25 protein-coding genes and 1 pseudogene are annotated in these 20,793 nt (G+C 72.2%); 12 read left to right on the forward strand and 14 right to left on the reverse strand.

Going from position 1 to position 20,793, the window contains the following annotated elements; translation table 11 throughout:
• The first annotated feature begins 242 nt into the window (after positions 1 to 242).
• Both ABD841_RS35855 and ABD841_RS35860 read left to right on the forward strand, forming a co-directional pair.
• The gene (locus tag ABD841_RS35855) at positions 243 to 938 is read left to right on the forward strand and encodes a TetR/AcrR family transcriptional regulator (protein ID WP_344981063.1); all 696 of its coding nucleotides are present in this window, start codon (positions 243 to 245) and stop codon (positions 936 to 938) included.
• A 144-nt stretch (positions 939 to 1,082) separates the two neighbouring features.
• Positions 1,083 to 1,481, forward strand: a complete 399-nt coding sequence (locus tag ABD841_RS35860; RefSeq protein WP_344981065.1) for a hypothetical protein — start codon at positions 1,083 to 1,085, stop codon at positions 1,479 to 1,481.
• Positions 1,482 to 1,674: 193 nt separating this feature from the next.
• On the opposite strand, the gene ABD841_RS35865 is transcribed toward ABD841_RS35860, so the two are convergent.
• Positions 1,675 to 2,028, reverse strand: a complete 354-nt coding sequence (locus ABD841_RS35865; protein ID WP_344981067.1) for an ArsR/SmtB family transcription factor — start codon at positions 2,026 to 2,028, stop codon at positions 1,675 to 1,677.
• A 54-nt stretch (positions 2,029 to 2,082) separates the two neighbouring features.
• Between ABD841_RS35865 and ABD841_RS35870 the strand changes: the two genes are divergently transcribed.
• Positions 2,083 to 2,847: an SDR family NAD(P)-dependent oxidoreductase gene (locus ABD841_RS35870; RefSeq protein WP_344981068.1), complete on the forward strand. Its 765-nt coding sequence runs from the start codon at positions 2,083 to 2,085 to the stop codon at positions 2,845 to 2,847.
• A gap of 517 nt (positions 2,848 to 3,364) precedes the next feature.
• Positions 3,365 to 4,606, forward strand: a complete 1,242-nt coding sequence (locus ABD841_RS35875) for an IS256 family transposase (RefSeq protein WP_344981069.1) — start codon at positions 3,365 to 3,367, stop codon at positions 4,604 to 4,606.
• 261 nt (positions 4,607 to 4,867) lie between these two features.
• On the opposite strand, the gene ABD841_RS35880 is transcribed toward ABD841_RS35875, so the two are convergent.
• Positions 4,868 to 5,026, reverse strand: coding sequence for a DUF4158 domain-containing protein (locus ABD841_RS35880; protein ID WP_344981070.1), 159 nt, complete (start codon positions 5,024 to 5,026; stop codon positions 4,868 to 4,870).
• 502 nt (positions 5,027 to 5,528) lie between these two features.
• Here ABD841_RS35880 and ABD841_RS40995 point away from each other — a divergent pair.
• A pseudogene (locus ABD841_RS40995) lies at positions 5,529 to 5,624 on the forward strand (hypothetical protein); the annotation flags it as partial.
• Positions 5,625 to 5,827: 203 nt separating this feature from the next.
• Here the strand turns inward: ABD841_RS40995 and ABD841_RS35890 are convergent.
• On the reverse strand, positions 5,828 to 6,457 hold the full coding sequence (locus ABD841_RS35890; protein ID WP_344981071.1) for a TetR/AcrR family transcriptional regulator: 630 nt from the start codon (positions 6,455 to 6,457) through the stop codon (positions 5,828 to 5,830).
• A 226-nt stretch (positions 6,458 to 6,683) separates the two neighbouring features.
• Here ABD841_RS35890 and ABD841_RS35895 point away from each other — a divergent pair, with 226 nt between their 5' ends.
• Positions 6,684 to 7,133, forward strand: a complete 450-nt coding sequence (locus ABD841_RS35895; RefSeq protein ID WP_344981072.1) for a hypothetical protein — start codon at positions 6,684 to 6,686, stop codon at positions 7,131 to 7,133.
• The gene (locus ABD841_RS35900) at positions 7,130 to 7,669 is read left to right on the forward strand and encodes a nitroreductase family deazaflavin-dependent oxidoreductase (protein WP_344981073.1); all 540 of its coding nucleotides are present in this window, start codon (positions 7,130 to 7,132) and stop codon (positions 7,667 to 7,669) included. The genes ABD841_RS35895 and ABD841_RS35900 overlap by 4 nt, the downstream gene beginning before the upstream one ends.
• Positions 7,670 to 7,814: 145 nt before the next feature.
• On the opposite strand, the gene ABD841_RS35905 is transcribed toward ABD841_RS35900, so the two are convergent.
• The gene (locus tag ABD841_RS35905) at positions 7,815 to 8,471 is read right to left on the reverse strand and encodes a response regulator (RefSeq protein WP_344981075.1); all 657 of its coding nucleotides are present in this window, start codon (positions 8,469 to 8,471) and stop codon (positions 7,815 to 7,817) included.
• Positions 8,468 to 9,586 (reverse strand): sensor histidine kinase, encoded by a 1,119-nt coding sequence (locus ABD841_RS35910; protein ID WP_344981077.1) that lies wholly within the window; start codon positions 9,584 to 9,586, stop codon positions 8,468 to 8,470. The genes ABD841_RS35905 and ABD841_RS35910 overlap by 4 nt, the downstream gene beginning before the upstream one ends.
• Before the next feature lie 218 nt (positions 9,587 to 9,804).
• Between ABD841_RS35910 and ABD841_RS35915 the strand changes: the two genes are divergently transcribed.
• The 3 genes from ABD841_RS35915 to ABD841_RS35925 all read left to right on the forward strand — a co-directional run bounded on the left by ABD841_RS35915 (position 9,805) and on the right by ABD841_RS35925 (position 11,949).
• Positions 9,805 to 10,227 carry a DUF6223 family protein gene (locus tag ABD841_RS35915; protein ID WP_344981079.1) on the forward strand — a complete coding sequence of 141 codons (423 nt, stop codon included), beginning with the start codon at positions 9,805 to 9,807 and terminating at the stop codon, positions 10,225 to 10,227.
• Positions 10,228 to 10,475: 248 nt separating this feature from the next.
• On the forward strand, positions 10,476 to 10,739 hold the full coding sequence (locus ABD841_RS35920) for a DUF1876 domain-containing protein (RefSeq protein ID WP_344981081.1): 264 nt from the start codon (positions 10,476 to 10,478) through the stop codon (positions 10,737 to 10,739).
• 187 nt (positions 10,740 to 10,926) lie between these two features.
• Positions 10,927 to 11,949, forward strand: coding sequence for a tyrosine-type recombinase/integrase (locus tag ABD841_RS35925; protein WP_344981084.1), 1,023 nt, complete (start codon positions 10,927 to 10,929; stop codon positions 11,947 to 11,949).
• A 211-nt stretch (positions 11,950 to 12,160) separates the two neighbouring features.
• Here the strand turns inward: ABD841_RS35925 and ABD841_RS35930 are convergent, their stop codons facing one another.
• The 7 genes from ABD841_RS35930 to ABD841_RS35960 all read right to left on the reverse strand — a co-directional run bounded on the left by ABD841_RS35930 (position 12,161) and on the right by ABD841_RS35960 (position 16,598).
• Entirely contained in the window at positions 12,161 to 13,147 is a 987-nt protein-coding gene (locus tag ABD841_RS35930; protein ID WP_344981086.1) for a LacI family DNA-binding transcriptional regulator, read from the reverse strand.
• A 337-nt stretch (positions 13,148 to 13,484) separates the two neighbouring features.
• On the reverse strand, positions 13,485 to 13,772 hold the full coding sequence (locus ABD841_RS35935) for a hypothetical protein (protein WP_344981087.1): 288 nt from the start codon (positions 13,770 to 13,772) through the stop codon (positions 13,485 to 13,487).
• Between the two features lie 128 nt (positions 13,773 to 13,900).
• Positions 13,901 to 14,449 carry an NUDIX domain-containing protein gene (locus ABD841_RS35940; RefSeq protein WP_344981088.1) on the reverse strand — a complete coding sequence of 183 codons (549 nt, stop codon included), beginning with the start codon at positions 14,447 to 14,449 and terminating at the stop codon, positions 13,901 to 13,903.
• A gap of 76 nt (positions 14,450 to 14,525) precedes the next feature.
• On the reverse strand, positions 14,526 to 14,861 hold the full coding sequence (locus ABD841_RS35945; protein ID WP_344981089.1) for a DUF952 domain-containing protein: 336 nt from the start codon (positions 14,859 to 14,861) through the stop codon (positions 14,526 to 14,528).
• Positions 14,862 to 14,940: 79 nt separating this feature from the next.
• Positions 14,941 to 15,501 carry a GNAT family N-acetyltransferase gene (locus tag ABD841_RS35950; RefSeq protein ID WP_344981090.1) on the reverse strand — a complete coding sequence of 187 codons (561 nt, stop codon included), beginning with the start codon at positions 15,499 to 15,501 and terminating at the stop codon, positions 14,941 to 14,943.
• Positions 15,502 to 15,603: 102 nt separating this feature from the next.
• Positions 15,604 to 16,275 (reverse strand): TetR/AcrR family transcriptional regulator, encoded by a 672-nt coding sequence (locus tag ABD841_RS35955; protein WP_344981092.1) that lies wholly within the window; start codon positions 16,273 to 16,275, stop codon positions 15,604 to 15,606.
• Positions 16,272 to 16,598: a DMT family transporter gene (locus ABD841_RS35960; RefSeq protein ID WP_344981094.1), complete on the reverse strand. Its 327-nt coding sequence runs from the start codon at positions 16,596 to 16,598 to the stop codon at positions 16,272 to 16,274. The genes ABD841_RS35955 and ABD841_RS35960 overlap by 4 nt, the downstream gene beginning before the upstream one ends.
• A 136-nt stretch (positions 16,599 to 16,734) precedes the next feature.
• On the opposite strand from ABD841_RS35960, the gene ABD841_RS35965 reads away from it, so the two are divergent.
• Entirely contained in the window at positions 16,735 to 17,697 is a 963-nt protein-coding gene (locus ABD841_RS35965) for a radical SAM protein (RefSeq protein ID WP_344981096.1), read from the forward strand.
• A gap of 54 nt (positions 17,698 to 17,751) precedes the next feature.
• Here the strand turns inward: ABD841_RS35965 and ABD841_RS35970 are convergent, their stop codons facing one another.
• Both ABD841_RS35970 and ABD841_RS35975 read right to left on the reverse strand, forming a co-directional pair.
• Positions 17,752 to 18,324 (reverse strand): TetR/AcrR family transcriptional regulator, encoded by a 573-nt coding sequence (locus ABD841_RS35970; RefSeq protein ID WP_344981097.1) that lies wholly within the window; start codon positions 18,322 to 18,324, stop codon positions 17,752 to 17,754.
• A 170-nt stretch (positions 18,325 to 18,494) separates the two neighbouring features.
• A complete protein-coding gene (locus tag ABD841_RS35975; protein ID WP_344981099.1) occupies positions 18,495 to 19,511 on the reverse strand; it encodes an aldo/keto reductase in 1,017 nt (338 codons plus the stop codon).
• Positions 19,512 to 19,901: 390 nt separating this feature from the next.
• On the opposite strand from ABD841_RS35975, the gene ABD841_RS35980 reads away from it, so the two are divergent.
• Positions 19,902 to 20,747, forward strand: coding sequence for a helix-turn-helix domain-containing protein (locus tag ABD841_RS35980; RefSeq protein WP_344981101.1), 846 nt, complete (start codon positions 19,902 to 19,904; stop codon positions 20,745 to 20,747).
• Positions 20,748 to 20,793: the final 46 nt, after the last annotated feature.

The raw sequence follows: 20,793 nt of genomic DNA on the forward strand, positions 1-20,793 counted from the left end.
ACGTTCGGGACGAGTTCGACGCGGTTGTCGGGGATGACGTACACGCCGTCGGACACCTCGACGGGCTCGCCCCGCACGATCGGCGGCGGGCTCATCCGTACGTCGAGAAGGCCGTTCTGGCCGGTGAACGGGGCGTCCGGAGTCGGCGGGGGGTCGGTGGGGCACATGACCCGGCTCCAATCTGAACAGTGTTGAGATTTCTGCGAGCGTAGCAGAGATCTGAGCAGTGTTAAGATCGAGTGGTGGCGAAGGGGCGATATCACCACGGCGATCTGCGCGGCGCGCTGCTGGACGCCGCCGAGGCACTCGTACGCGAGCGCGGGACCGACGGCTGGTCCCTGCGGGAGGCCTCGGCACGGGTCGGTGTCAGCCCCAGCGCCGCCTACCACCACTTCACCTCACGTGACACGCTGGTCCGCGCCCTGTCCGAGCGGACGCTCGCCTGGCTCGGTGAGCGCCTGAGACAGGAGTGCGAGCGGGCGCCGGGCCAGCGGAACGACCCCCAGCAGCGCCTGATCGCCCTGGGCCGCGGCTATGTGAGCTGGGCGCTCGACGACCCGGCCGTCGCCCGGCTTGTCCTGCGCGGTGGCGCCACCGGCCCGCGTTCGTCCATCTCCACCCACCCGCACGACGTGCTCACCGCGGAGCTCGACCGGCTCACGGAGGCCGGCGGCCTGCCCGCCCCCGCGCGTTCGGGAGCCGAGTTCGTACTGTGGGCGGCGATCCACGGACTGGCCGTGCTGCTCGCCGACGGCCTGGTCCACATCGACGGCTCGCGGGCGGTCGATCTCCAGACTGAGCGCGTGGTCCGCTCCGCGCTCAACGGCCTGGCCCAGGAGACGTCCCCCGCGGCGGGCTGGCCGACGGCGCACTCGGCCCACACCGAACGCCTGGCCCGCCACCGATCGGCCCGCGAGGAGTCTGAGTGCAAAAATTAGCGGTAGAGATGATCACGAACACTTATCGCAGATAGTGACTTACTATCTGCGATAGCGTCGAGGCCGTCCTGGGAGAACACCCCGCCGCGGCACCGGTGACTCCCCCTGCTTATCTGCGATAGCTCTGCGGAGGATGCGACGGCGGTGCACCGGCTCACCCCGCTCGCCCCCGTGCCCGCCCTCGACCCGGCCACCGGCCGGGCCCGGCTGTCCTACCGGCGCGCCGCCGAGCTGTTCGAGACCGCCACCGCCAGCCTGCCCGACGGGTCGTGGACGCTGCACCAGCTGCGCCACAGCGCCCTCACCCACGCCGTCGAGGACGGCGCCAACACCTCGGGCCTGCCCCCCGGCTGGTGGACCAGCACCGGAAGCGAGAACGACCTCAACCGCCTCGGATACTTCAGCGGTGCCGCCGCGACCACTCCGGCCGATCTTTCGGCCGAAGCGGTGCACCAGGCGGATCTGGCGACCGCCGAACGCCTCGGCGCACGGGTCGCCCATCACACCGTCGTCCTCGCCGGCCGCGAAACCCTGGGCGTCTGAACCAGCCCGACCCGATACCACCCACAGTGAGGGACGGGGCGTACGGCGGGCAGGCGGCTGTCGCATGTCAACGCGAGGGTAAGGCTCCGGCGCGGGAAACGGTGTGACCGGCGACCGCTCGGCGCCGGCTCCGAAAGCCTTGTGGTGTAGTGGGTGAAGATGTCACGGGCGACGTTGGCGATCACTTGCCGGTTCAGGCGGGTTGCGTGGCGTCTTTCACGCTCACCTGGTGGCCGATGTCCTCGTCCTCGGCCGCGGCCAGCACCGCCTGCAGTAGCCCGGGGAAGCGGGCCTGCAGCTCCTGCCGCCGCAAGATCACGAAGCAGCGGGTGCCCTCCTGGCGGGTGCGGGTCAGCCCGGCATCACGCAGCACCCGCAGGTGATGGCTGAGGGTGGACTTGGCCACCGGCGCCTGCAGTTCGCCCCAGCCGCGCTCGCGGTCGTCGGCCAGCACCCGCACCAGTCCGACCCGGATCGGATCGCTGAGGGCGGCCATCACCCCGGTCAGCGTGATCTCGCCCACTTCGGGGTGATGTGCTCGTCTCATCTCCCCATGGTAACTTGTTCGATGTTTCACGAACATCGAACGAGAGGTTGTGCCGTGATCACCCCGCCCACCAGCCGGCTGCAAGACCGGGTCGTGATCGTGACCGGCGCCGGATCCGGGATCGGCCGCGCCGCCGCGCTCGCCTTCGCCCACGCCGGAGCACACGTCCTCGCCGTGGGCCGCCGCGCCGAGGCCCTGCACCAGACCGCCGCCGAGCATCCCGGCATCACCGTCCTGCCGACCGACATCACCGCCGCCGACGCCCCGCAGACGGTGATCGAAACGGCCGCCGAGCGCTGGGGCCGCGTCGACGTGCTGGTCAACAACGCCGGTGCCACCACCGTCATGCCGCTGTCCGACACCGACGCTCAGCGCGTCGCCGACCTGCTGGCACTCAACGTCACCGCGCCCAGCCTGCTCGCCCGAGCCGCGCTGCCGCACCTGCGCGCCGACCGAGGCGCGATCGTGAACGTCTCCAGCACCTACGGCCACCGCCCACTGCCCGGCGCCGCCCACTACGCCGCCTCCAAAGCCGCGCTGGAACAGCTGACCCGCAGCTGGGCGCTGGAGCTGGCCGCCGACGGCATCCGCGTCAACGCCCTGGCCCCCGGCCCCACCGAGAGCGAGGCCTTGAGCGCCGCCGGCCTGCCCGACGCCGTCGTCGACCAGATCAAGCAGGACGAGACCGCCCGCATTCCCCTCGGCCGCCGCGGCACTCCCGAGGAGGTTGCCGCCTGGATCGTCCACCTCGCCGATCCGGCCGCCACCTGGATCACCGGCCAGGTCCTCACCATCGACGGCGGCCTGGAACTCACCTGAAGCACACCCGCCCGGCCCTGCCGTCACCTGCCGTCAGCCGCTGACCGGCACGCCGCTCGAGGAGCAGCCAGCCGTTGACGGCAGGGCCGCGCGACGTGGCACCGGCCGCCGACCGGCAGCTCAGGTCCAGCTGGTTGAGAGTCGAAGGACGACCTGCCGAGAAGCGGTGCCGACGGCGTTGCCGAAGCCGACGCGTCCTGGTCCCGGCCTCGGTGCCCCTGCCCGGAAGCCGGTTCGCCCGCACAACTTCGGCGCCCGAACTAACCGGTGCTTGCGCGTATCTCACTTACGAAAGGCGCTCCTCGCCGGGGAGAGCTCGCCCGGCGCCCGGAGGTAGTTGTGAACGTTATGACCAAATCCCGCCCCGATGTGGCCTGGTCACGCCCGCACACAAGGGGTTGCGTCCATGGAAGTGGTGTAAGAGTTTCCCCAGCACACAGGCGTGGCGCCGGACATGAGAACGGCCATCGCGTGATCCTTCGTGATTGCGACATCAAGATCGAAGGAGAAGAAAGCGATGGCCGTGAACACCAGTGTGGACCCGATGGCGTGGCTGGCGGAGCAGATTCAGGCCAGTGACCCCAATCTGTTGCGCTCCATGGTGAAGACCATGGCCGAGACGTTGATGTCGGCCGAGGCCGACAGCCTCTGTGGCGCCGCGTACGGTGAGCGCAGCACCCAGCGGGCCAACCGGCGCAACGGCTACCGATCCCGGGACTGGGACACCCGCGCCGGCACCGTCGAGCTGGCCATCCCCAAGCTGCGCTCGGGCACCTACTTCCCCGACTGGCTGCTGCAGCGCCGCCGCCGGGCCGAACAGGCCCTGATCAGCGTGGTGGCCACCAGCTACCTGCTGGGCGTCTCCACCCGGCGGGTCGACAAGCTGATCGAGCAGCTCGGCGTGCAGCATATCTCGAAAAGCCAGGTCAGCGAGATGGCCAAGATGCTGGACGGGCAGGTGGAGGCGTTTCGGACCCGGCCGTTGGACGGCGGCCCGTATGCGTTCGTGTGGCTGGACGCGCTGACGCAGAAGGTCCGCGAGGACGGGCGGACGGTGAACGTGCACGTGCTGGTCGCCACCGCGGTCAACGCCGACGGCCGCCGGGAGATCCTCGGGCTGGAGGTGACCTCGGCCGAGGACGGTGCGGGCTGGCTGGGCTTCCTGCGCACTCTGGTGGCCCGGGGCCTGTCGGGGGTGCAGCTGGTCGTCTCCGACGCCCACCGGGGGCTGGTCGAGGCCATCGGTGCGACGTTGGCGGGCGCCTGCTGGCAGCGCTGCCGCACGCACTACCTGCGCAATCTGCTGACGACCGTGCCGAAGTCGGCGCAGCCGTGGGTGGCCACCCTGGTGCGCACCATCTTCGACCAGCCCACCGCCGAGGCCGTCCGGGCCCAGCACACCTGGGTCGTCGACGCCCTGGAGGCGAAGTATCCGGCTGCCGCGACGCATCTGGAGGCCGCCCGGGAGGAGCTGCTGGCCTTCGCCGCCTTTCCTCGGGAGGTTTGGCGGCAGGTCTGGTCGAACAATCCGCAAGAACGGTTGAACAAGGAGATCCGCCGCCGCACGGACGTGGTCGGCATCTTCCCCGACCGGGCCGCGATCGTCCGTCTGGTCGGTGCGGTTTTGGCCGAGCAGACCGACGAGTGGACCGAGGCCCGCCGCTACATGGGCCTGGACGTGCTGGCCAAGATCCGGCTGCGGCTGATCTGCGGCGACACACCGGGGCAGAACCCACTGCCGCAGACACTTACCGCTTAACCTGCAGAAACAGGATCACGCGAAGGCCGGCTCATACACCACTTCGCTGGACGTGACCGGCACAAGGCGCTGGGCCTGCTGCTGCGTGGCCGCACAGCCCACGTGGCGCTCCCCGTAGCGGCAGTGGTCGGGACGCTCCTGCCCAGCGTGAACCAGGGAGCGATCATCCTTTCCGGTGACACGACCACCGCGACGCGGGACGGCCGGCGGGTCCTCGGTCAGGAACATCCCGAGCATCCGCACCGTCCCCCACTGAACCGCTCATCCCAGCTTCGTCGCCGGGCGGCGCTTGGCCTCCTCCAGCGCTCCCGGCGCCGCCCGGTCCAAACGGAAGAACTGCTCCAGCTCCGCCGGTGAAGGCTCCTCGGGGAAGCGTCCATGGCGGGCGACTTGCTCATCGGAGAGGAATTCGAAAGGCATGGCCTTGGAACGTAGGGCCCGTGATCAGCAGAAACAGGGGCCGTCACCGAACCGGTATCAAGATCAACTCCCTACCGCTAATTCCTGCACCCAGACTCCTCGCGGGCCGATCCGGCCCGGATCTCCGCTAGCTACGGCGAGCCGCAAAGCAGGCGGATGTGCGTTTCGGCGGCATCTCCATCAAGCCGAACAGGTTGACCGCAAAAGCGCGCGGGCAAAAGCCGGACCCCTGCGGGAGTGGCCGCCCGGGTGGACGCTCGAGCCCGCTTGACGGGACTTTTCGTTCCGATGCCGTCAACCCCCGTCTCCACCAGAAGCCCGACCGTTCCTGGCTGCAGGCCCGCACCGCTCTCCGCTTCGCCACTGCACGCCGGCCGGTCGTCCACTACGACGACCTGGGAGCGCCGGCGCTCCTGGCCGACACCCCCGAGGAGACCGCACGCGACACCCCGACGCGGCCGCGATCACCCGCCTTGCCGGCGACCCGGAAGATCTGGAGACCCTGGGCGTCTACTGCGCCACCGGCCCCACGCGCCGTGCCGCCGATCTTCTCCACCGGCACCGCAGCCGCACCGCTCGACGCCTCGACCGGATCGCGAGGACCCTGGGCGTCGACCTCGCCGAGCCAACCGGACCGACACGGGCCAGGCTCGCCCTCACCACCTGGCGGCCGCTCGACAGCGGAACGCCCCTGGAAGATCTATTCCCAGCGCCCTATTGATCGTTTCCCGGGCTGGTGCCGCCGGTCGGCCGATGTTCGCACGTGGGAGTCGGGCACGATGCCCGAGTGCCTCCAGAATGTCACGCGGGATGTTCGCGGTCGGAGGACGGCCAGATGCCGCGTAGCGGACGCATGCCCTCCTCGACGTAGTCGGCGATAGGGCGGGTGCCGCCGTCGAGGTACCACTGCTCAAGCGCAGCGAAGTAGCCGAAGACGAGAGCGTTCGTGATCACGCGAGCCTGCGTTTCGGTCAGCTCGCCGGTCGCCGCGATCAACGGTGCGATCCGCCGGCTTGCGCGGTCGAGATTGGCGCAGACGGCCTCGCGGACCGATGGCTCGGTGAAGAAGTAACGGACCCTGCGCCACGGGCTCTTCTCGGCCTGAGGGCCTTCGCCCGCGTCCTCGGAACCGGATGCGCTTTCCGGCGCGGACTCGTAGACGCGGACGGCTCGGAGCAGGCTGCCGACGGGATCGCCGGGGGCCAGGAAGTCCTTGAGTGCCTCCGGGCTCATCCTGTCGAACTCGTCGGCGACCACGATGCCTTCCTTGGTGCCGAAGTAGCGGTACACCGACGACGGCGACACCTCGGCCGCGGCCGCGATCTCCTCGATCGTGACCGCGCCGAACCCTCTCTCGTCGAACAGATCGAGAGCGCGTTCCTGGATGGTGCGCATGGCCTTGAGCCGCCAGCGCTCGCGAAGACCGCTCATACGATCAGGGTAGCAGGAAGTCAAACGCTGAAGCACGTGGCTGTCATATAGACATTGACTGTCTGAAATCAAAATATTAGAGTCACTTCCTAGAGACAGTGACTGTCTAAACGGGCATGGCAAGCGGACGATTTCCCTCAGTCCGGGCACGCGCCGTCGCAGGCCTGACAACGCTCCGGAGACCTCCCGCCTGTCACCGACCCCCTCACATGGAAGGACTCATGGCATGACGACGCCGAAGCAGGGACCGCGCAACCGGACCCCACTGGCGATGATGTACATCGGGGCGGGGCTCACCGTGATCGCAGCCCTCTTTCCGTTCATCGACCAATCCACCACGACCGTCTTGGCAGACCACATCAAGGCGAGCTATCCGGCCTACCAGCCGGGTGCGATCGACACCGCCGTTGCCGCGTACCTGGCGGTCCTGTCCGCGATCGGGGTAATGGGACTCCTCGGCTGGCTCGGCACGATCTGGGCGGTCCGAGCCGGTATGCGGTGGGCTCCCTGGCTGGCGGCCGGGCTGCTCGCGATCGCCACCTGCATCGCGATCGCCGCACTGACCGTCCAGGACACCTCTGGTGACGTCGGCCTCGCGCCGCTGCTGGGCTGGCTGCTGGTCCTTCCGTGCGTTCCCGGTCTCGCCGCGGTCGCGCTGTGGAGAAGGGCGGTATGACCGAAGGCCCTACGGAGGCGCGGAGCATCGGCCGTGCCGTTGTCCGCGGGCTCGCGGCACTCAAGCGCGCGATGTATCGACGAGGGCGCCCGAACGCGCTCATGCGGCTCATGAACCGGCTCGACGTCCTGGTGTACGGGGCTCGGCGGCTCTCACCGCGCCGAGGTGCCGTGTTGAAGGTGACGGGGCGCCACAGCGGGAACATCACTTCGGTTCCGGTCGCGGTCACGGCCTACCGCGGCGCCGAGTTCCTCGTATCGATGCTCGGGCCGGACGCGAACTGGGTGCTGAACGTTCAGGCCGCGGGCGGTAAAGCCGTGCTCCGCCGTCGGGGTCGCGAGACTCCGATCCTGCTCGAGGAGATCCCGCCCGAGCATCGCGCCGAGATCCTGCGCCGCTACCTCGCCGCCGCGCCTGGCGCAAGGCCGCACCTGAGGCTGGGGCCGGCGGCCCCCTTGCCGGAGTTCCGCCGGATCGCGCCTCGTCATCCGGTCTTCCGAATCCGTGAGTGCCCCGCACGAGAGGTGAACGAGTAAGCGACAGGCGGCTCGCGAGCCTCGTCGTGCACCTCCCATTCTCACCCCGTAGCCGGTCGTGTGGCGACGAGCGCGGCCCATGCCTGCTCAGTCCGGCAGCGCGTCGCGCACGTCGGCGGGCAGGCCCGCACCCGGACCGTGGATGTCAGGAACTGCGCGGGGTCACCAGGCCGGATTCGTAGGCGAAAACGACGAGCTGGGCGCGGTCGCGGGCGTGGAGCTTGGTCATGGCCCGGTTGATGTGGGTTTTCGCGGTCAGCGGGCTGATCGCCATGCGGTCGGCGATCTGGTCGTTGGACAGGCCCTGCGCGACCAGGGTTACGGCCTCGCGTTCGCGGTTGGTCAGTTCTTTCAGTCCCGTGCCGGTGCCGGGCGGCTGTGCGACGTACCGGTTGATCAGCCGGCGGGTGATCGACGGTGCGAGCAGGGCGTCGCCGCGCGCGGCGACGCGTACGGAGTGGAGGAAGTCCTCCGGCTGGATGTCCTTGACGAGGAATCCGGCCGCGCCGGCGCGCAGCGCGTCGAAGACGTATTCGTCCAGGCCGTAGTTGGTCAGGATGACGACGTGCACCCCGGCCAGGGCCGGGTCCGCGGCGATGCGCCGGGTCGCCTCGATGCCGTCGACGACCGGCATCTGGATGTCGATGAGCGCGATGTCGGGCAGGTGTTCCCTGGCCAGCGCCAGGCCCTCGCTCCCGTCGGCGGCCTCGGCCACCACCTCGATGTCGTCCTCGATGTCAAGGAGCGCGCGGAATCCGCTGCGAATGAGCGGCTGGTCGTCGACCAGCAGGACACGGATCATGACGTTCGGTCCACGGGAAGTTCGGCGTGTACGGAGAAGCCGCCCTCGCTGCGCGGTGCCGCCCGCAGGCGACCGCCGAGGGCGGTGACCCGTTCGCGCATCCCGAGCAGCCCGACGCCGGGCACCGGCGCGGTGTCCGGCGTGGCCCTGCCGTCGTCATCGACCCGTATGACCAGGGCGTCGGGACGGTAGTCGATCCGGACCGCCGCCGTCGCGGCGGCGGCGTGCCGGGCGATGTTGGTCAGCGACTCCTGGACGATCCGGTAGGCGGTCCGGTCCACCGCGGCCGGCACGTCATGCCGTTGTCCCTCGATCGTCAGCTTCGCGTCCAGGCCGGTCGTCCGAGCCCGTTCCACCAGTTCCGGGACGTGGTCGAGCCCGTGCGGCGGACTCTTGCCGTCGTCGCGCAGCGCCTCCAGGGTCGCCCGCAGTTCCCGGGCCGCCTCACGACCGGCCTCCCGGATCACCAGCAGGGCCTCCGGCACCTGTTCACCCCGCTTGCGGGCCAGGTGGACGGCGACTTCGGCCTGCACCTTGATGACGGAGATCTGGTGGGTGAGCGAATCGTGCAACTCCCGCGCGATGTGCAGCCGCTCCTCGTCGGCGCGGCGCCGCGCGGCCTCCTCGCGGGTGCGCTCGGCCTCGTCCGCCCGGCGCTCGGCCTGTCGCAGCGCCTCACCCGCCGCCCCGGCGGCGATCAGCCAGGCCAGTTGGAGGGCGTCCCGGGTCTGCGTGAACGCCTCGCCCACGGGCCGGTCGTGCGGAGAGGCCAGGATCGCGAGCGGAAGAGCAGCCAGCATGATCACCGAACCCGCCACCGTGACGACGCGATGTCCCGCCCGTACCGTGGCGTACACCGCGAACAGATACGCGACGGCAGGCACGTCGAACCCGACGGCTTGGTAACCCAGCGCGCACAACCCGGTCACGGCCAGCACGGTGACCGGAGCCCGGCGGTGCGCGGCCAGCGCCAGGCCGCCGGTTGTCAGCAACGCGTAGCCCAGCGGGTCGAGACCCGTGGGGGGATGCTGCCCGGACAGCCCGGTGACCAGCAGGATCGCCGCCATGCCGGCGGCGATCGCCCAGTCTCTGACACCGATCCGTCCCCTGCTCATGTGTGCACCCTAGCCGGATGTCCACGCGGGCAACTCCTGCGCACGGATGATCAGCCGCCTACCGCACACGCGGTACCTTCGCGGCTCCTGCCGCGTCCGCGGCAGCCGGCTACGGCATCGGCGGCAGCGCGGATTGCCTGCGTCCGCAGGACGACCGGCGGTGGGTCCAGCGGACATGATCAGGCGACGTCCCGCCGTAGGAGGAGAAGGAGCACCTCATGTCCGTCCGTCACCTGCTTGCCGCCGCCGCGGCCGCCCTGCCCGGAGTTTTCGGGCTTGCCACACCGGCGGCCGCGCACGTCCTGGCCCAGCCGGCCGACGTCAGTGCCTACACCTTGACCGCCGGGCGTCTCTGGTCCTTGGTGGCCGCGCTGCTGGGGCTGGCCGGCGTGGTCATCGGCGGGCTGGCTCTGGCCCGCTCCGCCGGTCGTATCGGCACCGGCACCGGGAGAAGGGGGGCCGTCGTGGCCCTGGTGGCGGGGCTGGCCGGCGCGGTCATCGGCGGGCTGGTCGTGGCCGCCGCCGACGGTGGTCCCGGCACCGGCTACGGAATAGTCGGGGGCTTCGTGGCCCTGGCGGTCGGGCTGATCGCCATGGTCCTCGGCGGGCTGGCTCTGGCCCGCTCCCGCCGCACCGCCTGACCGGTTGGACCGGTTGGACCGGTTGGACCGGCTGACCGCAGCGGATACGAGCGCGCGTTCGGGTCTTCCTGAAGGCCGCCCCACCAGGTTCCGGCGCGCCGTACGCGCCCGCCCCGGCCTCACGCCGGATGGCCGCCCTCGGCGTGCCGCGCTCGCAGCGGGCGGTACCGCCGTCGCGGTGCCGGCGGGGGCGAGCTTGTTCGGCCGGTACCGGAAGAGAGACCCTGGGAGGGGAGGAGGTGTTCGGGATGGAGAACAAGCAGTGGAACGTGCAGATCTTCATCAGCGAGGACGACCAGGACGCCGTCACGACCGCGACGGCCATGTTGTCGGCGCGGGACGGCAGGACATACGAGAGCGTCGCACACGCTCGGCGTAATCCGTCCGATCGCCCGGTGCCGGAGATCGGCGACGAGCTGGCGGCGGGGCGTGCGCTGGCGGACCTGGCCGCGCGGCTGATCGAGGATGCGGCGGTGGACGTCGCACGTATGGCGGCGGCGCGAGCCCGCTGACCCCCGCGTGCCGGGTGCTCCGCCGACGGCGGGGCACCCGGATGCCCTCTGCCGGTGGTGGTCTCCGCGTGTCGGCCGCCCGGCTCGGCGGGTGTGATGCATAATCTCGCGCGTATGCAGGACGTGTGGTGGGCCTCGTCGCCGGTGTCCCCCGGCGCCCCCCGAATCCCCGAGCGCGGAGGCCGGCGTGAACGATCGTGACCCCCTGGTGCTGGCGCGCTTCCCGCAGGCGTGTGAGGAGTTCCTGTCCGGGCTGCGCACCAAGAAGCTCTCTCCGCACACCCTGGCCGGCTACGACCGGGACCTGCGGACCGTGGCGGGGATCGCCGCCGGCCTGGAGGGGGTCGCGGTGGCCGATCTGGAGGTGCGGCGTCTCGGCGGGCGCCTGATGCGAGGAGCGTTCGCCGAGTTCGCCGGGCCGCGCTCCGCGGCGAGCGTCAACCGCGCCTGGAGTGCCTGGAACCAGTTCCTGACCTTCTGCGTGGCCGAGGGCATGCTGGAGGGCAACCCCATGGCCGCGGTGCCCCGGCCCCGGCAGCCCGCCAAGGCGCCCAAACCGCTGCTGGGCGACGGCAGCGCCGCCACCACGCTGCTGGAGCGCGTCGCCGCCGGGGCGCGCAAGGCCCGCGACCCGTGGGTGGAGCGGGACCTGGTGGTACTGGCGCTGGCGCTGGTCACCGGCATGCGTTCGGCGGAGCTGCTGGGCCTGACCGTGGGGTCGATCGGGGGCGCCCCCGGCGACCGGCGTGTCCAGGTCGTCGGCAAGGGCGGCAAGACCCGTTCGCTGCCCATCGAGCCGCCGGTCGAGCACCTCGTCGACCGCTACCTCGACAGCCGCAGGCAGCGGTTCGGGCTGACCTCGATCCCCCGGTCGGCGGCCCTGCTGGTCGACACCTCGGGCGAGCCGCTGCGCCGGGGCGGCCTGCAGTACCTGGTACGCCAGTGCTACCGCCACGCCGGGGTGCACGACCGGGTGCAGAAAGGCACCCTGGTGCACGCGCTGCGCCACGAGTTCGCCACGCGCCTGGCCGAGCGGGGCGCCTCGGCGCACGAGCTGATGGAGCTGCTGGGGCACGCCTCGATCGTGACCGGGCAGGCCTACGTCGCCTCGACCGCGCGCGAGGTACGCCAGGCCGCGCGGGGCAATCCCGCCTACGAGGTGCTGCAGCGCCTGGGAACCGGGGAGGCGGCCGGCCTCGACCGCCGTTGACGGACGTGTCACCGGCCGCGGAGGACGGCGGGGAACACCGGTGCGGCGGTGCGGCCCCGCAGCGGGCGGGCAGGAGACGGCGGTCCAGGCGATCACCTGCGGCCTCTGCCGTGCCCGGCTTCGCGCCGGGACGGCGGACGGGACGGGCGCATCGCCCCGGCAACGATCCGGACCGATCCGGACCGGCGGCGGGGCCGCCGGGTGGGGAGGCTCAGGGGTGGGGCGGGGCGCCGGTGCTCTCGCGCACGACGAGCTCGGGCTCGATCATCCGGTGCGGGACGCCGGCGCGGCCGTCGATGCGTTCCAGCAGCAGCTGGAACGCCAGGCGGCCGATCTCGGTGAAGTTCTGTCGCACGGTGCTCAGCGGCGGCCACAGGTAGGGGGCCTCGGGCACGTCGTCGAAACCGACCACGCTGACGTCCTGGGGAACCCTGCGGCCCGCCTCGCGCAGGGCGCGCAGCACCCCGGTGGCCATGTGGTCGTTGGCGACGAAGATGGCCGTGACCTGAGGGTCGCGGGCCAGCTGCCGGCCGTGGTCGAAGCCCGAGCGCGCACTCCAGTCGCCACGCAGCGGCTCGGGGACCTCGCGGCCCTCGGCCTCCAGCGCCGAGCGCCAGCCCTCGACGCGGGCGCCGGCGTCGATCCAGTCCGGCGGGCCCGCCAGGTGCCAGACAGTCCGGTGGCCCAGGCTCAGCAGGTGACGGGTGGCCCGTACGGCGCCGGCGGCCTGGTCGACGGCGGCGACCGGGGCGGTCAGGCCGGCGCGCGCGCCGACCACCACGGCGGGCAGGTCGCCGGGCAGGTGGCGCAGCCCGTCGGCGGCCGACTCGTGCGGGGCGACGATGACGACGCCCTCGACGGACTGGGCGCGCAACCGGTTGACGGCCTCGCCGATGGAGTGACGGTTGAGAGCGGTGACGTTGACGATGGTGACGAGGTAGTCGTGGGTGCGGGCGGCCTGCTCGATGCCGTGCAGGGTGGAGGCCGGGCCGTACAGGGTGGTGTCGAAGCTGACCACGCCCAGCGCGCCGGAGCGGCCGGTGACCAGTGAGCGGGCGGCGGAGTTGGGGCGGTAGCCGAGTTCGCGCACCGCCTCCAGGACGCGGGCGCGAGTGTCGGGACGCACCTTCTCGGGGGTGTTCAGGACGCGGGAGACCGTCATGGCCGACACGCCCGCGCGCTCGGCGACGTCCTCCATCACCGCGACCCTGGGTCGCCCGGAGGACGCCTGTCCAGATGCCTGCTGGGTCACCCTGCCCGCCTTGTCGAAGTCGTCCTCAGGACACCCTGATTGTTTGCGTTAACAATAGCATTGTCAAACGGGCGCGGATCCCGAGTCGTCGGACCGTTCCCAGCAGCCGGTACGGCGCCGATTCCGGCGGGGTGGCACACCATGAAGTGCTGATAGCGTTAACATGCCGGTAACCTCTCCGGGCGCGCACCGACCATGGCGCACCCCGGGCCGGCACGGGCCCGGCCCGGTCACGGCAGCGCCGGAGCCGGCCGCGGAGCACGGGGGCGCCGCGACCGTCCCCTCACGCCGGGGGCTGCGGGGGCTGCGGGGGCTGCGCCTTGAGCCTGCGCACGAAACGGGAGGCCGCCCGGTGGCTCATCCCGGTCTCGCCGCGCACGAGGAAGACCGCCTGGTCGAACTGGTCGGAGGCCTTCAGCTCCAGCACCCGCTGGACCAGCTCGGGGCCGACGCCGCCGCCGACCAGGGTGTTTCGGGGGTTCTGCGCCAACCGCACCGCGAGGACGATCAAAGCGATGATCGCCGCCACGACGACCGCCGTCAGGAGCAGGATGACGATCGGGTTCGACATGGGCTGAGCGTACCTCCGCAAGGTCATCTCATGTCACCGTACGGGCCACGATTCCCGGGGCCCGCGGTCCCACCGGCATCCCCGCGCGGGATGCGAGGACGGGACCCGGGGAGACGGCGCCGGGGCACTCAGTCCGGGGCGCGCAGCAGGAACAGGGCGTAGGCGGCGATCGAGCAGCTGTCGGTGATGGCGCCCTCCCGGATCATCCGCTCCAGGTCGGCCCGTGACACCCAGCCCTGGCGCATGTCCTGCTCGGTGTGCTCGCGGCTGTGGGGGCCGGGGGTCAGGCCGGTCGCCAGGAAGACGTCGAACCGCTGGCCGGTGGTGCCGTGGGCGTTGTCCAGGCGGCCCAGGTGCGTCATCGACGCCGCCCGCAGCCCCGTCTCCTCGGCCAGCTCGGTGCGGGCGGTGGCCTCCGGCGAGGGACTGTCCCTGACGCCGCCCTGGGGGAAGTTCCACGTGCGCCGCCCGACCGGGTAGCGGTACTCCTCCACGAGGTGGAACCCGCCCTTCTCCATCGGGATGACCAGCGCGAAATCCAGCTGGTCCACCACGCCGTAGATGCCGTGCGAGCCGTCGGGACGCTCGATCCGGTCCTCCCGCACGGCCATCCACGGGTTGGTGTAGACGACCGTCGAGTCCAGGGTGCGGATCGCCGGTCCGTGTACGTCGTTCATGCCGCGGAGCCTACTGGGAGCACCGCGTCCGGGCGGGGCCGTCGGCCGCTCCCGGCCACCCGTGCCGGGGTGGGGCTCAGCGCGGCGGATCGTCCCGGGGCACGGCGAAGGGGACGGCGGAGACCACCGCCGAGACCGGCAGCGGCCCGTAGACGTGCGGGAACGCCTCGGGCGCGTCCGCGGGCACCTCGAAACGCACATCCAGCCCGGACGGGTCGATCTCCAGCAGCGTCAGGGGCTCGCCGACGTCGCGGTAGAAGCGCTCGACGACGCCGCGCAGCTGGTCGTGGTCGGCGCAGGCGTGGATGAAGCCCTCCTCCTCGAGGGTGCGCCCGATGGTGGACATCCGGTATTCGCCCGCCCGCCGGGCGTCGTCCCAGTCGGCGGTCAGGGCCAGGTGCAAAATGGTCATCGGCGGCCATGGTGCCGCTCGCGCGCCCGTAGCTCAAATCGGACACCGGTCAAGCCGGTCGCGTACGCGGGAGCCGGGATCAGCGGGCGGCGCGCCATTCGCGCTGCAGGATCGCGTAGTCGATCTCGCTGGCCCATTCGCCCTTGACGAACTCGTTCTCCACCAGGTGGGCCTCGCGGCGCATGCCCAGGCGCTCCAGCACCCGGGCCGAGGCCTCGTTGCGGGCGTCCAGGCGGCCGACGATGCGGTGCAGGTCCAGGCCGTCGAAGCCCAGCTCCAGCAGGACCCGGCCCATCTCCGTGGCGTAGCCGCGGCCGTGGTGGGCGGGGTGGAGGATGTATCCGATCTCCCCGCCGCGGTGCGCGCGGCTGCACCAGTTCAGCATCCCGTCGCCGATCAGTTCGCCGGTGGCGGCCAGCTCCGCCGCCAGCGTCAGGGTCTGCCCCTCCTCCAGCAGCGCCGTCTGAGCCATCTTGGCCTCCAGCGACTGACGCGTCTGCTCGCGGTCGCGAGGCTCCCAGTACAGGTAGCGGGCCACCTGCGGCAGCGACTGGATGGCGTACAGGGCGTCGAGGTCGCCCGGGGTGTACGGGCGCAGGATCAGCCGGGCGGTCCGGATCGGGAAGGAAGGCTTCAGCACCGGTCCAGGCTAGAGCGGCATTCCGGCGGCGGGCGAGTCATTATCCGGCCGGCCCCGCCGGCCCGCCGGTCCGGGTCCTTCGGAACCCCCTCCTCCGGATGCTCATCCGGACTCTCCGGATCTTCGGGACTCCCCCGGCTCTCCGGCCGGTCGCCCCGGCGGCGCGTCGGGGGGCGTCCCGGCGCGGCGGCGTGTCGTCTGCAGGGTGCGCTCGAGCAGGGCGCGGCCCTCCTCGGCCGCTCCGGGGCGGGCCTCGACCAGGTGCTCCAGCCAGAATCCGGTCAGCAGCACCGCGACCAGGCGGGTGTCCGCGGGGCCGAGGGAGTGCCCGGCGGCGCGCAAAGCGTCGGCGACGATCTCGCCGACGCCGTCGGTCCAGGCCCGCGCCACCCGCTGCAGCGCCGGGTCGCGCCCGGCCTGCAGGTACAGCTCCCACAGGCCGATCTGGCCCGCCCGGTCGTCCGCGCAGGTCGCCAGCAGCGCACCCAGCGGGTCGGCGCCGCGGGCCGCCGCGCCCAGCCCGGCCAGTTCCGCGGCGACCAGCAGCTCGAAGGCCTCGGCCAGCAACTCCTCACGGGAGGCGAAGTAGTAGGTGGTGGCGGCCAGCGGCAGGCCGGCGCGGTGGGCCACCGCCCGGTGGGTGACGGCGACGAAGCCGCCCTCGCGCAGCAGGGCCACCGCCGCCTCCAGCAGGGCCTGGCGGCGGACCCTGCCCCGCCGTTGCGCCGGCGGGCGCGTCCCCCGGGAGGCCCCGCGCGGCCCGGGGACGCTCAATGGGCGCCGCCGGCCAGGTTGAGCACCACGACCCCGCCGATGATCAGGGCGATGCCCGCGGCCTTGACCAGATTGATCGTCTCGCCCAGGAACAGCACGCCGATCGCGGCGATGGCCGCGGTGCCGACCCCGGACCAGACCGCGTAGGCCGTGCCGACCTCCATCTGCAGCTTCAGCGCCTGGCCCAGCAGGAGGAACGCGGCGGCGTATCCGGCGACGACGAGAACCGACCAGCCCTTGTGCGCGAACCCGTCACTCAGCTTCAGCGCGGTGGTCGCCATGATCTCCGCGGCGATCGCCCCCGCCAGAAACAGCCATGCCATGAACACTCCCAAAAAATTAGTACATTCGTACCAGTTTACCTTTTTCGGGTAATCTGCCGGTAGGCGCGGGCTGTGGAGCGCGGGCCCCGGGCGTTCCACTTGCGAGCGGTGTCGAAAACGTGTTCCACTGAGCCGTATGCCATGGGACGCGCCTCCGCTGCTCGCCGCCCCGGCCGACACCAGGCCACGCATCGAGCGCTCCGCCGTGACCCGGGTCCATGGCGCGCTGACCTGCTACGAGGTGCAGGCGCGCACCGCGCTGGAGCACACCCCCGAGGGCTGGACCGTCAGCCCCTACCGTGGCTGCGCCCAGGCCTGCCGCTACTGCGCGGTCCGCCGCGGCCACCGGCATCTGGGGCTGGACGCCGAGACCGACTTCGACTCCCGGATCGTGGTACGGACCAACATCGTGCGGCGGCTGCGCGCGGAGCTGGCCTCGCGATGGGACGGCGAGCACGTGACCGTGGGCGTGGGCGGCGACTGCTACCAGGGCGCCGAGGAGATCTACCGGCTGATGCCCGGCGTCGTCGCCGCGTTGCGCGAGGCCGGGGCGCCGTTCACCGTGCACACCAAGAGCCGGCTGATCCTGCGCGACGCCGACCTGCTGGCCGCGACCCCCGGCACCGGGGTGGTGGTGTCGATCGCCTTCGTCGACGACCGGATCCGGCGCACCGTCGAGCCCGGCGCGCACAGCGCCCAGCGACGCCTGGAGCTGGTCGCCGAGCTCAACGAGCGCGGCGTGCCGTGCGGCGTGACGATGGCGCCGATCCTGCCGCTGCTCACCGACTCCCCCGACCAGCTGGCCGCCACCGTGCGCCGCGTCGCCGACGCCGGCGCGGTCAGCCTCACCCCCCACGTGCTGCGCCTGCCGCCCGGCGCCCGCGAGTGGTACCTGGCCTGGCTGGGCGAGCACCACCCCGGGTTGGTCCCCCGCTACACCGAGCTGTACGGCGGGGGCCCCGACGCCGACCCCGGCTACGTCGGCCGCGTCACCGGCCAGGTCCTGCAGCTGGCCGCCCGCTACGGCATGGGCGCCACCCGGCCCGAGCAGCCCCTGCCGCTGGCGCTGCCCCGCCAGGCCCAGCTCACCCTGCTCTGACGCGCTCGCCGCCCGACGCCGGCCATGTCCGGGCCGGCGACTGCGCGAGCGGGATCAGCGGCGGGCGAGGGCGAGCCGGAAGGTCAGCTCGTACAGCGCGCGCAGCTCCTGCGGCGGCAGCGGGGGCAGGACGTGCCCGGCGCCGACGAGGACCAGGTACATCAGCCGCCCCAGGTGCGCGGCCTCCACGGGGTCGTGGCCGATCCGGCACCACAGGTCGCGCAGGTAGGCGACACGGGTGCGGTCGACACGCTCCTGGACGGCGCGCACCTGCTCGTCCTGCAGCGCCCAGGCCCGCGTGGCGATCTCCAGGCGCGGGTCCGCGGTGTCGGACAGGACCAACTCCACCAGGTGGGCGAGCCGGGCCTCGGGCGCGGCCGGCGCGGCGCGCTCCACCTCGTCGATGAAGCGGGTGGTGCACTCGGCCTCGAAGTGGGCCAGCAGCGCGGTCTTGAAACCGCCCATCCCCTTGAAGTGGTGGTAGAAGGAGCCCTTGGTCAGGCCCAGCCGCCCGGTCAGCCGCTCGATGGTCAGGGCGCGGGCCCCCTGCTCGGCCAGGATCGTCAGGCCGGCGTCCAGCCAGTCGCGCCTGCTCGCCATCTCGCCGCCCTCCCCCGCGTCCGGCACGCCAGGCGAACCATACCGTATGGCATGCCAGTGGGGCGTGCCCCGCCCCGCGGCAGGCCCGCTCCGCTCCCTCCGGTGAGCGGAGCGGGCGCCGCTCCCACCTCGCTCCCCGGGTCCGGCGTCCCGGGCGCCGGGTGGGGGCACCGGAGCGGGAGGCGTTCCCGTGCGGCCTACGACCGGACGACGGTCCTCATGGACGCCTCGCCGAACACCCATGGGTCGGCCTCGCACTCGGCGATGAAGTCACCGGGGAACCCCACCTCGAACTGCGCCGCCGACTCCAGCCGCCGGACGGCCTCCTGCGGAAGGACGACGTCGGCCGCGCCCAGGTTCTCGGTGAGCTGCTTGACGCCGCTCGCGCCGATGATCGGGTGCACGGCGGCGTACCGGGTACGGGTCCAGGCGATCGCCACCTGGGCCGCCGTGGCACCCAGCTCGTCCGCGACCTCCAGTACGGCACGCGCGACCGCGTGGTCGCGGGGTGTGAGGGAGGCGGGGTCGATGCGGGTGGCCGCGCCCGAGCCCCCCGGGCCGGTGAACTTCCCGGACAGCACGCCGCCGGCGAGCGGCCCCCAGGCGGCCACGCTCATCCCGAACGCCTCGGCCATCGGCAGCAGCTCCCGCTCGACGTCACGCCTGAGCAGGTTGTACGGCACCTGCAGGCCCGCGAACGGCGTCCAGCCCCGCCACTCCGCCAGCGTGTTGGCGCGGCTGACCAGCCAGGCCGGGGCGTCGGAGATGCCCACGTAGAGGATCTTCCCGGCGCGCACGGCGTCGTCCAGCGCCCGCATCGTCTCCTCCACCGGGGTGCGGCGGTCCCAGACGTGCACCCAGTACAGGTCGATGTAGTCGGTCCGCAGCCGCCGCAGGCTGCTCTCCAGCGACAGGGTGAGGTTCTTGCGGTGGTTGCCGGCGGCGTTCGGGTCGTCGCGGTCGCGGGAGATCGTGTACTTGGTGGCGACGACGAAGCGGTCGCGGCGGCCGGTGAGGAGCTCGCCGAGGATGCTCTCGCTCTCGCCGTACGCGGAGGCCGTGTCGATGACGTTGCCTCCGGCGTCGGCGTAGGTGTCGAGCATGGCGCGGTACTCCTGCTCCGTGTCGGGGCCGCCGCGCTCGTAGAAGGTCATCGCGCCGAAGAACATCTCGGACACCCGCAGGCCGGTCCGGCCCAGCAGTCGGTAACGCAAGGAAGGTCCTTTCCCAAGACTGTGTTCACAAGGTCGGTGCCGGAATCCGGGCCCGGTGACCCGCGGGCCGTACCGTTTCGGGCCACGTCGCGTGCCGGCATCTCGAAGGAGCCGTTGCCGATGCCCCACGCCGGGATCCGCCGCGGACGGATCGGGATCCACGCGGGATCCCAGACGCCCCCACCGGCCTGACCACCGGCCCGCCGCCGCGGCCGGGCGGGGCGAGGCGTCCCCGCGGCCGGCCGGTCGGACGCGCGACCTCGATATCGGTGAATGCGCTCATGGATCCGAGCCTGCCGGGCGGGACCCCGCGCAGGGAGGCCGCGGTGGGACTGGCCCCCGCAGGGCCACGATCGCGACGGGGTGGCGCGCGCCGAATAGACTCCTGCCATGGGCGACAACGAGCTGGGCGCGTTCCTGCGCTCCCGGCGGGAGGCCGTCGCGCCCGCCGACGTGGGCCTTCCCGGCGGATCACGCCGCCGCACACCCGGGCTGCGCCGCGCCGAGCTGGCCACGCTCGCCGGGATCAGCGTGGAGTACCTCACGCGCCTGGAGCAGGGACGCGACCGCCGCCCCTCCGCCGAGATCCTCGCCGCGCTCGCCGACGCGCTGAACCTCTCCGCCGATGAGCGGGTCCACCTGCACCGCCTCGTCAAGGTGGTCACCGGCGGCGTCTGCCAGGGCGGTGGGCCGCCGGCCCGCACGGTGCGCCCCACGGTGAGAGCGCTGCTCGACCGGCTCGAACCGGCTCCGGCGCTGGTGGTCGACCGGCTGAGCGAACTGCTCGCCTTCACGGCCGGCTACGACCGGCTCGCGGGCCCCGCCGGCCTGCTGGAGGCCCGGCCGCCCAACCTCACCCGGTTCGTCTTCACCGATGCCCGCGCGCGGGCCGTCTTCCCCGACTGGGAGCGCATCGCCGACGAGCGGGCCGCCGAGCTCAGGGCCGCGGCGGCCCTCGGCGATCCCCACGCCACCGCCCTCGCCGAAGAGCTGGCCGTCACCGCCGGCCTCCGGTTCAGCGGCCGTTTCGAAGCCTCGGCCGCCCTCCCCGGGCGCACGGGCGTCGAACGATGGACGCATCCCCTGGCGGGCGAGCTGCTGCTTGCGTACGAAAGCCTCGAACTACCCGACACCGACGAGCAGCGCCTGATCGTCTACCTGCCGGCCGACGACGCCACCTCGGCCGCGCTCGACCTCCTGACCCGGCCCGGCCCGCTGACCACACTGGCCGGCTAGCCGGCCCGTACGACGCCGAGAGGGCTGGCCGTGCGACCCGCCCCCT

The sequence above is a fragment of the Streptosporangium fragile genome, from assembly GCF_039534445.1.
Taxonomy (GTDB): domain Bacteria; phylum Actinomycetota; class Actinomycetes; order Streptosporangiales; family Streptosporangiaceae; genus Streptosporangium; species Streptosporangium fragile.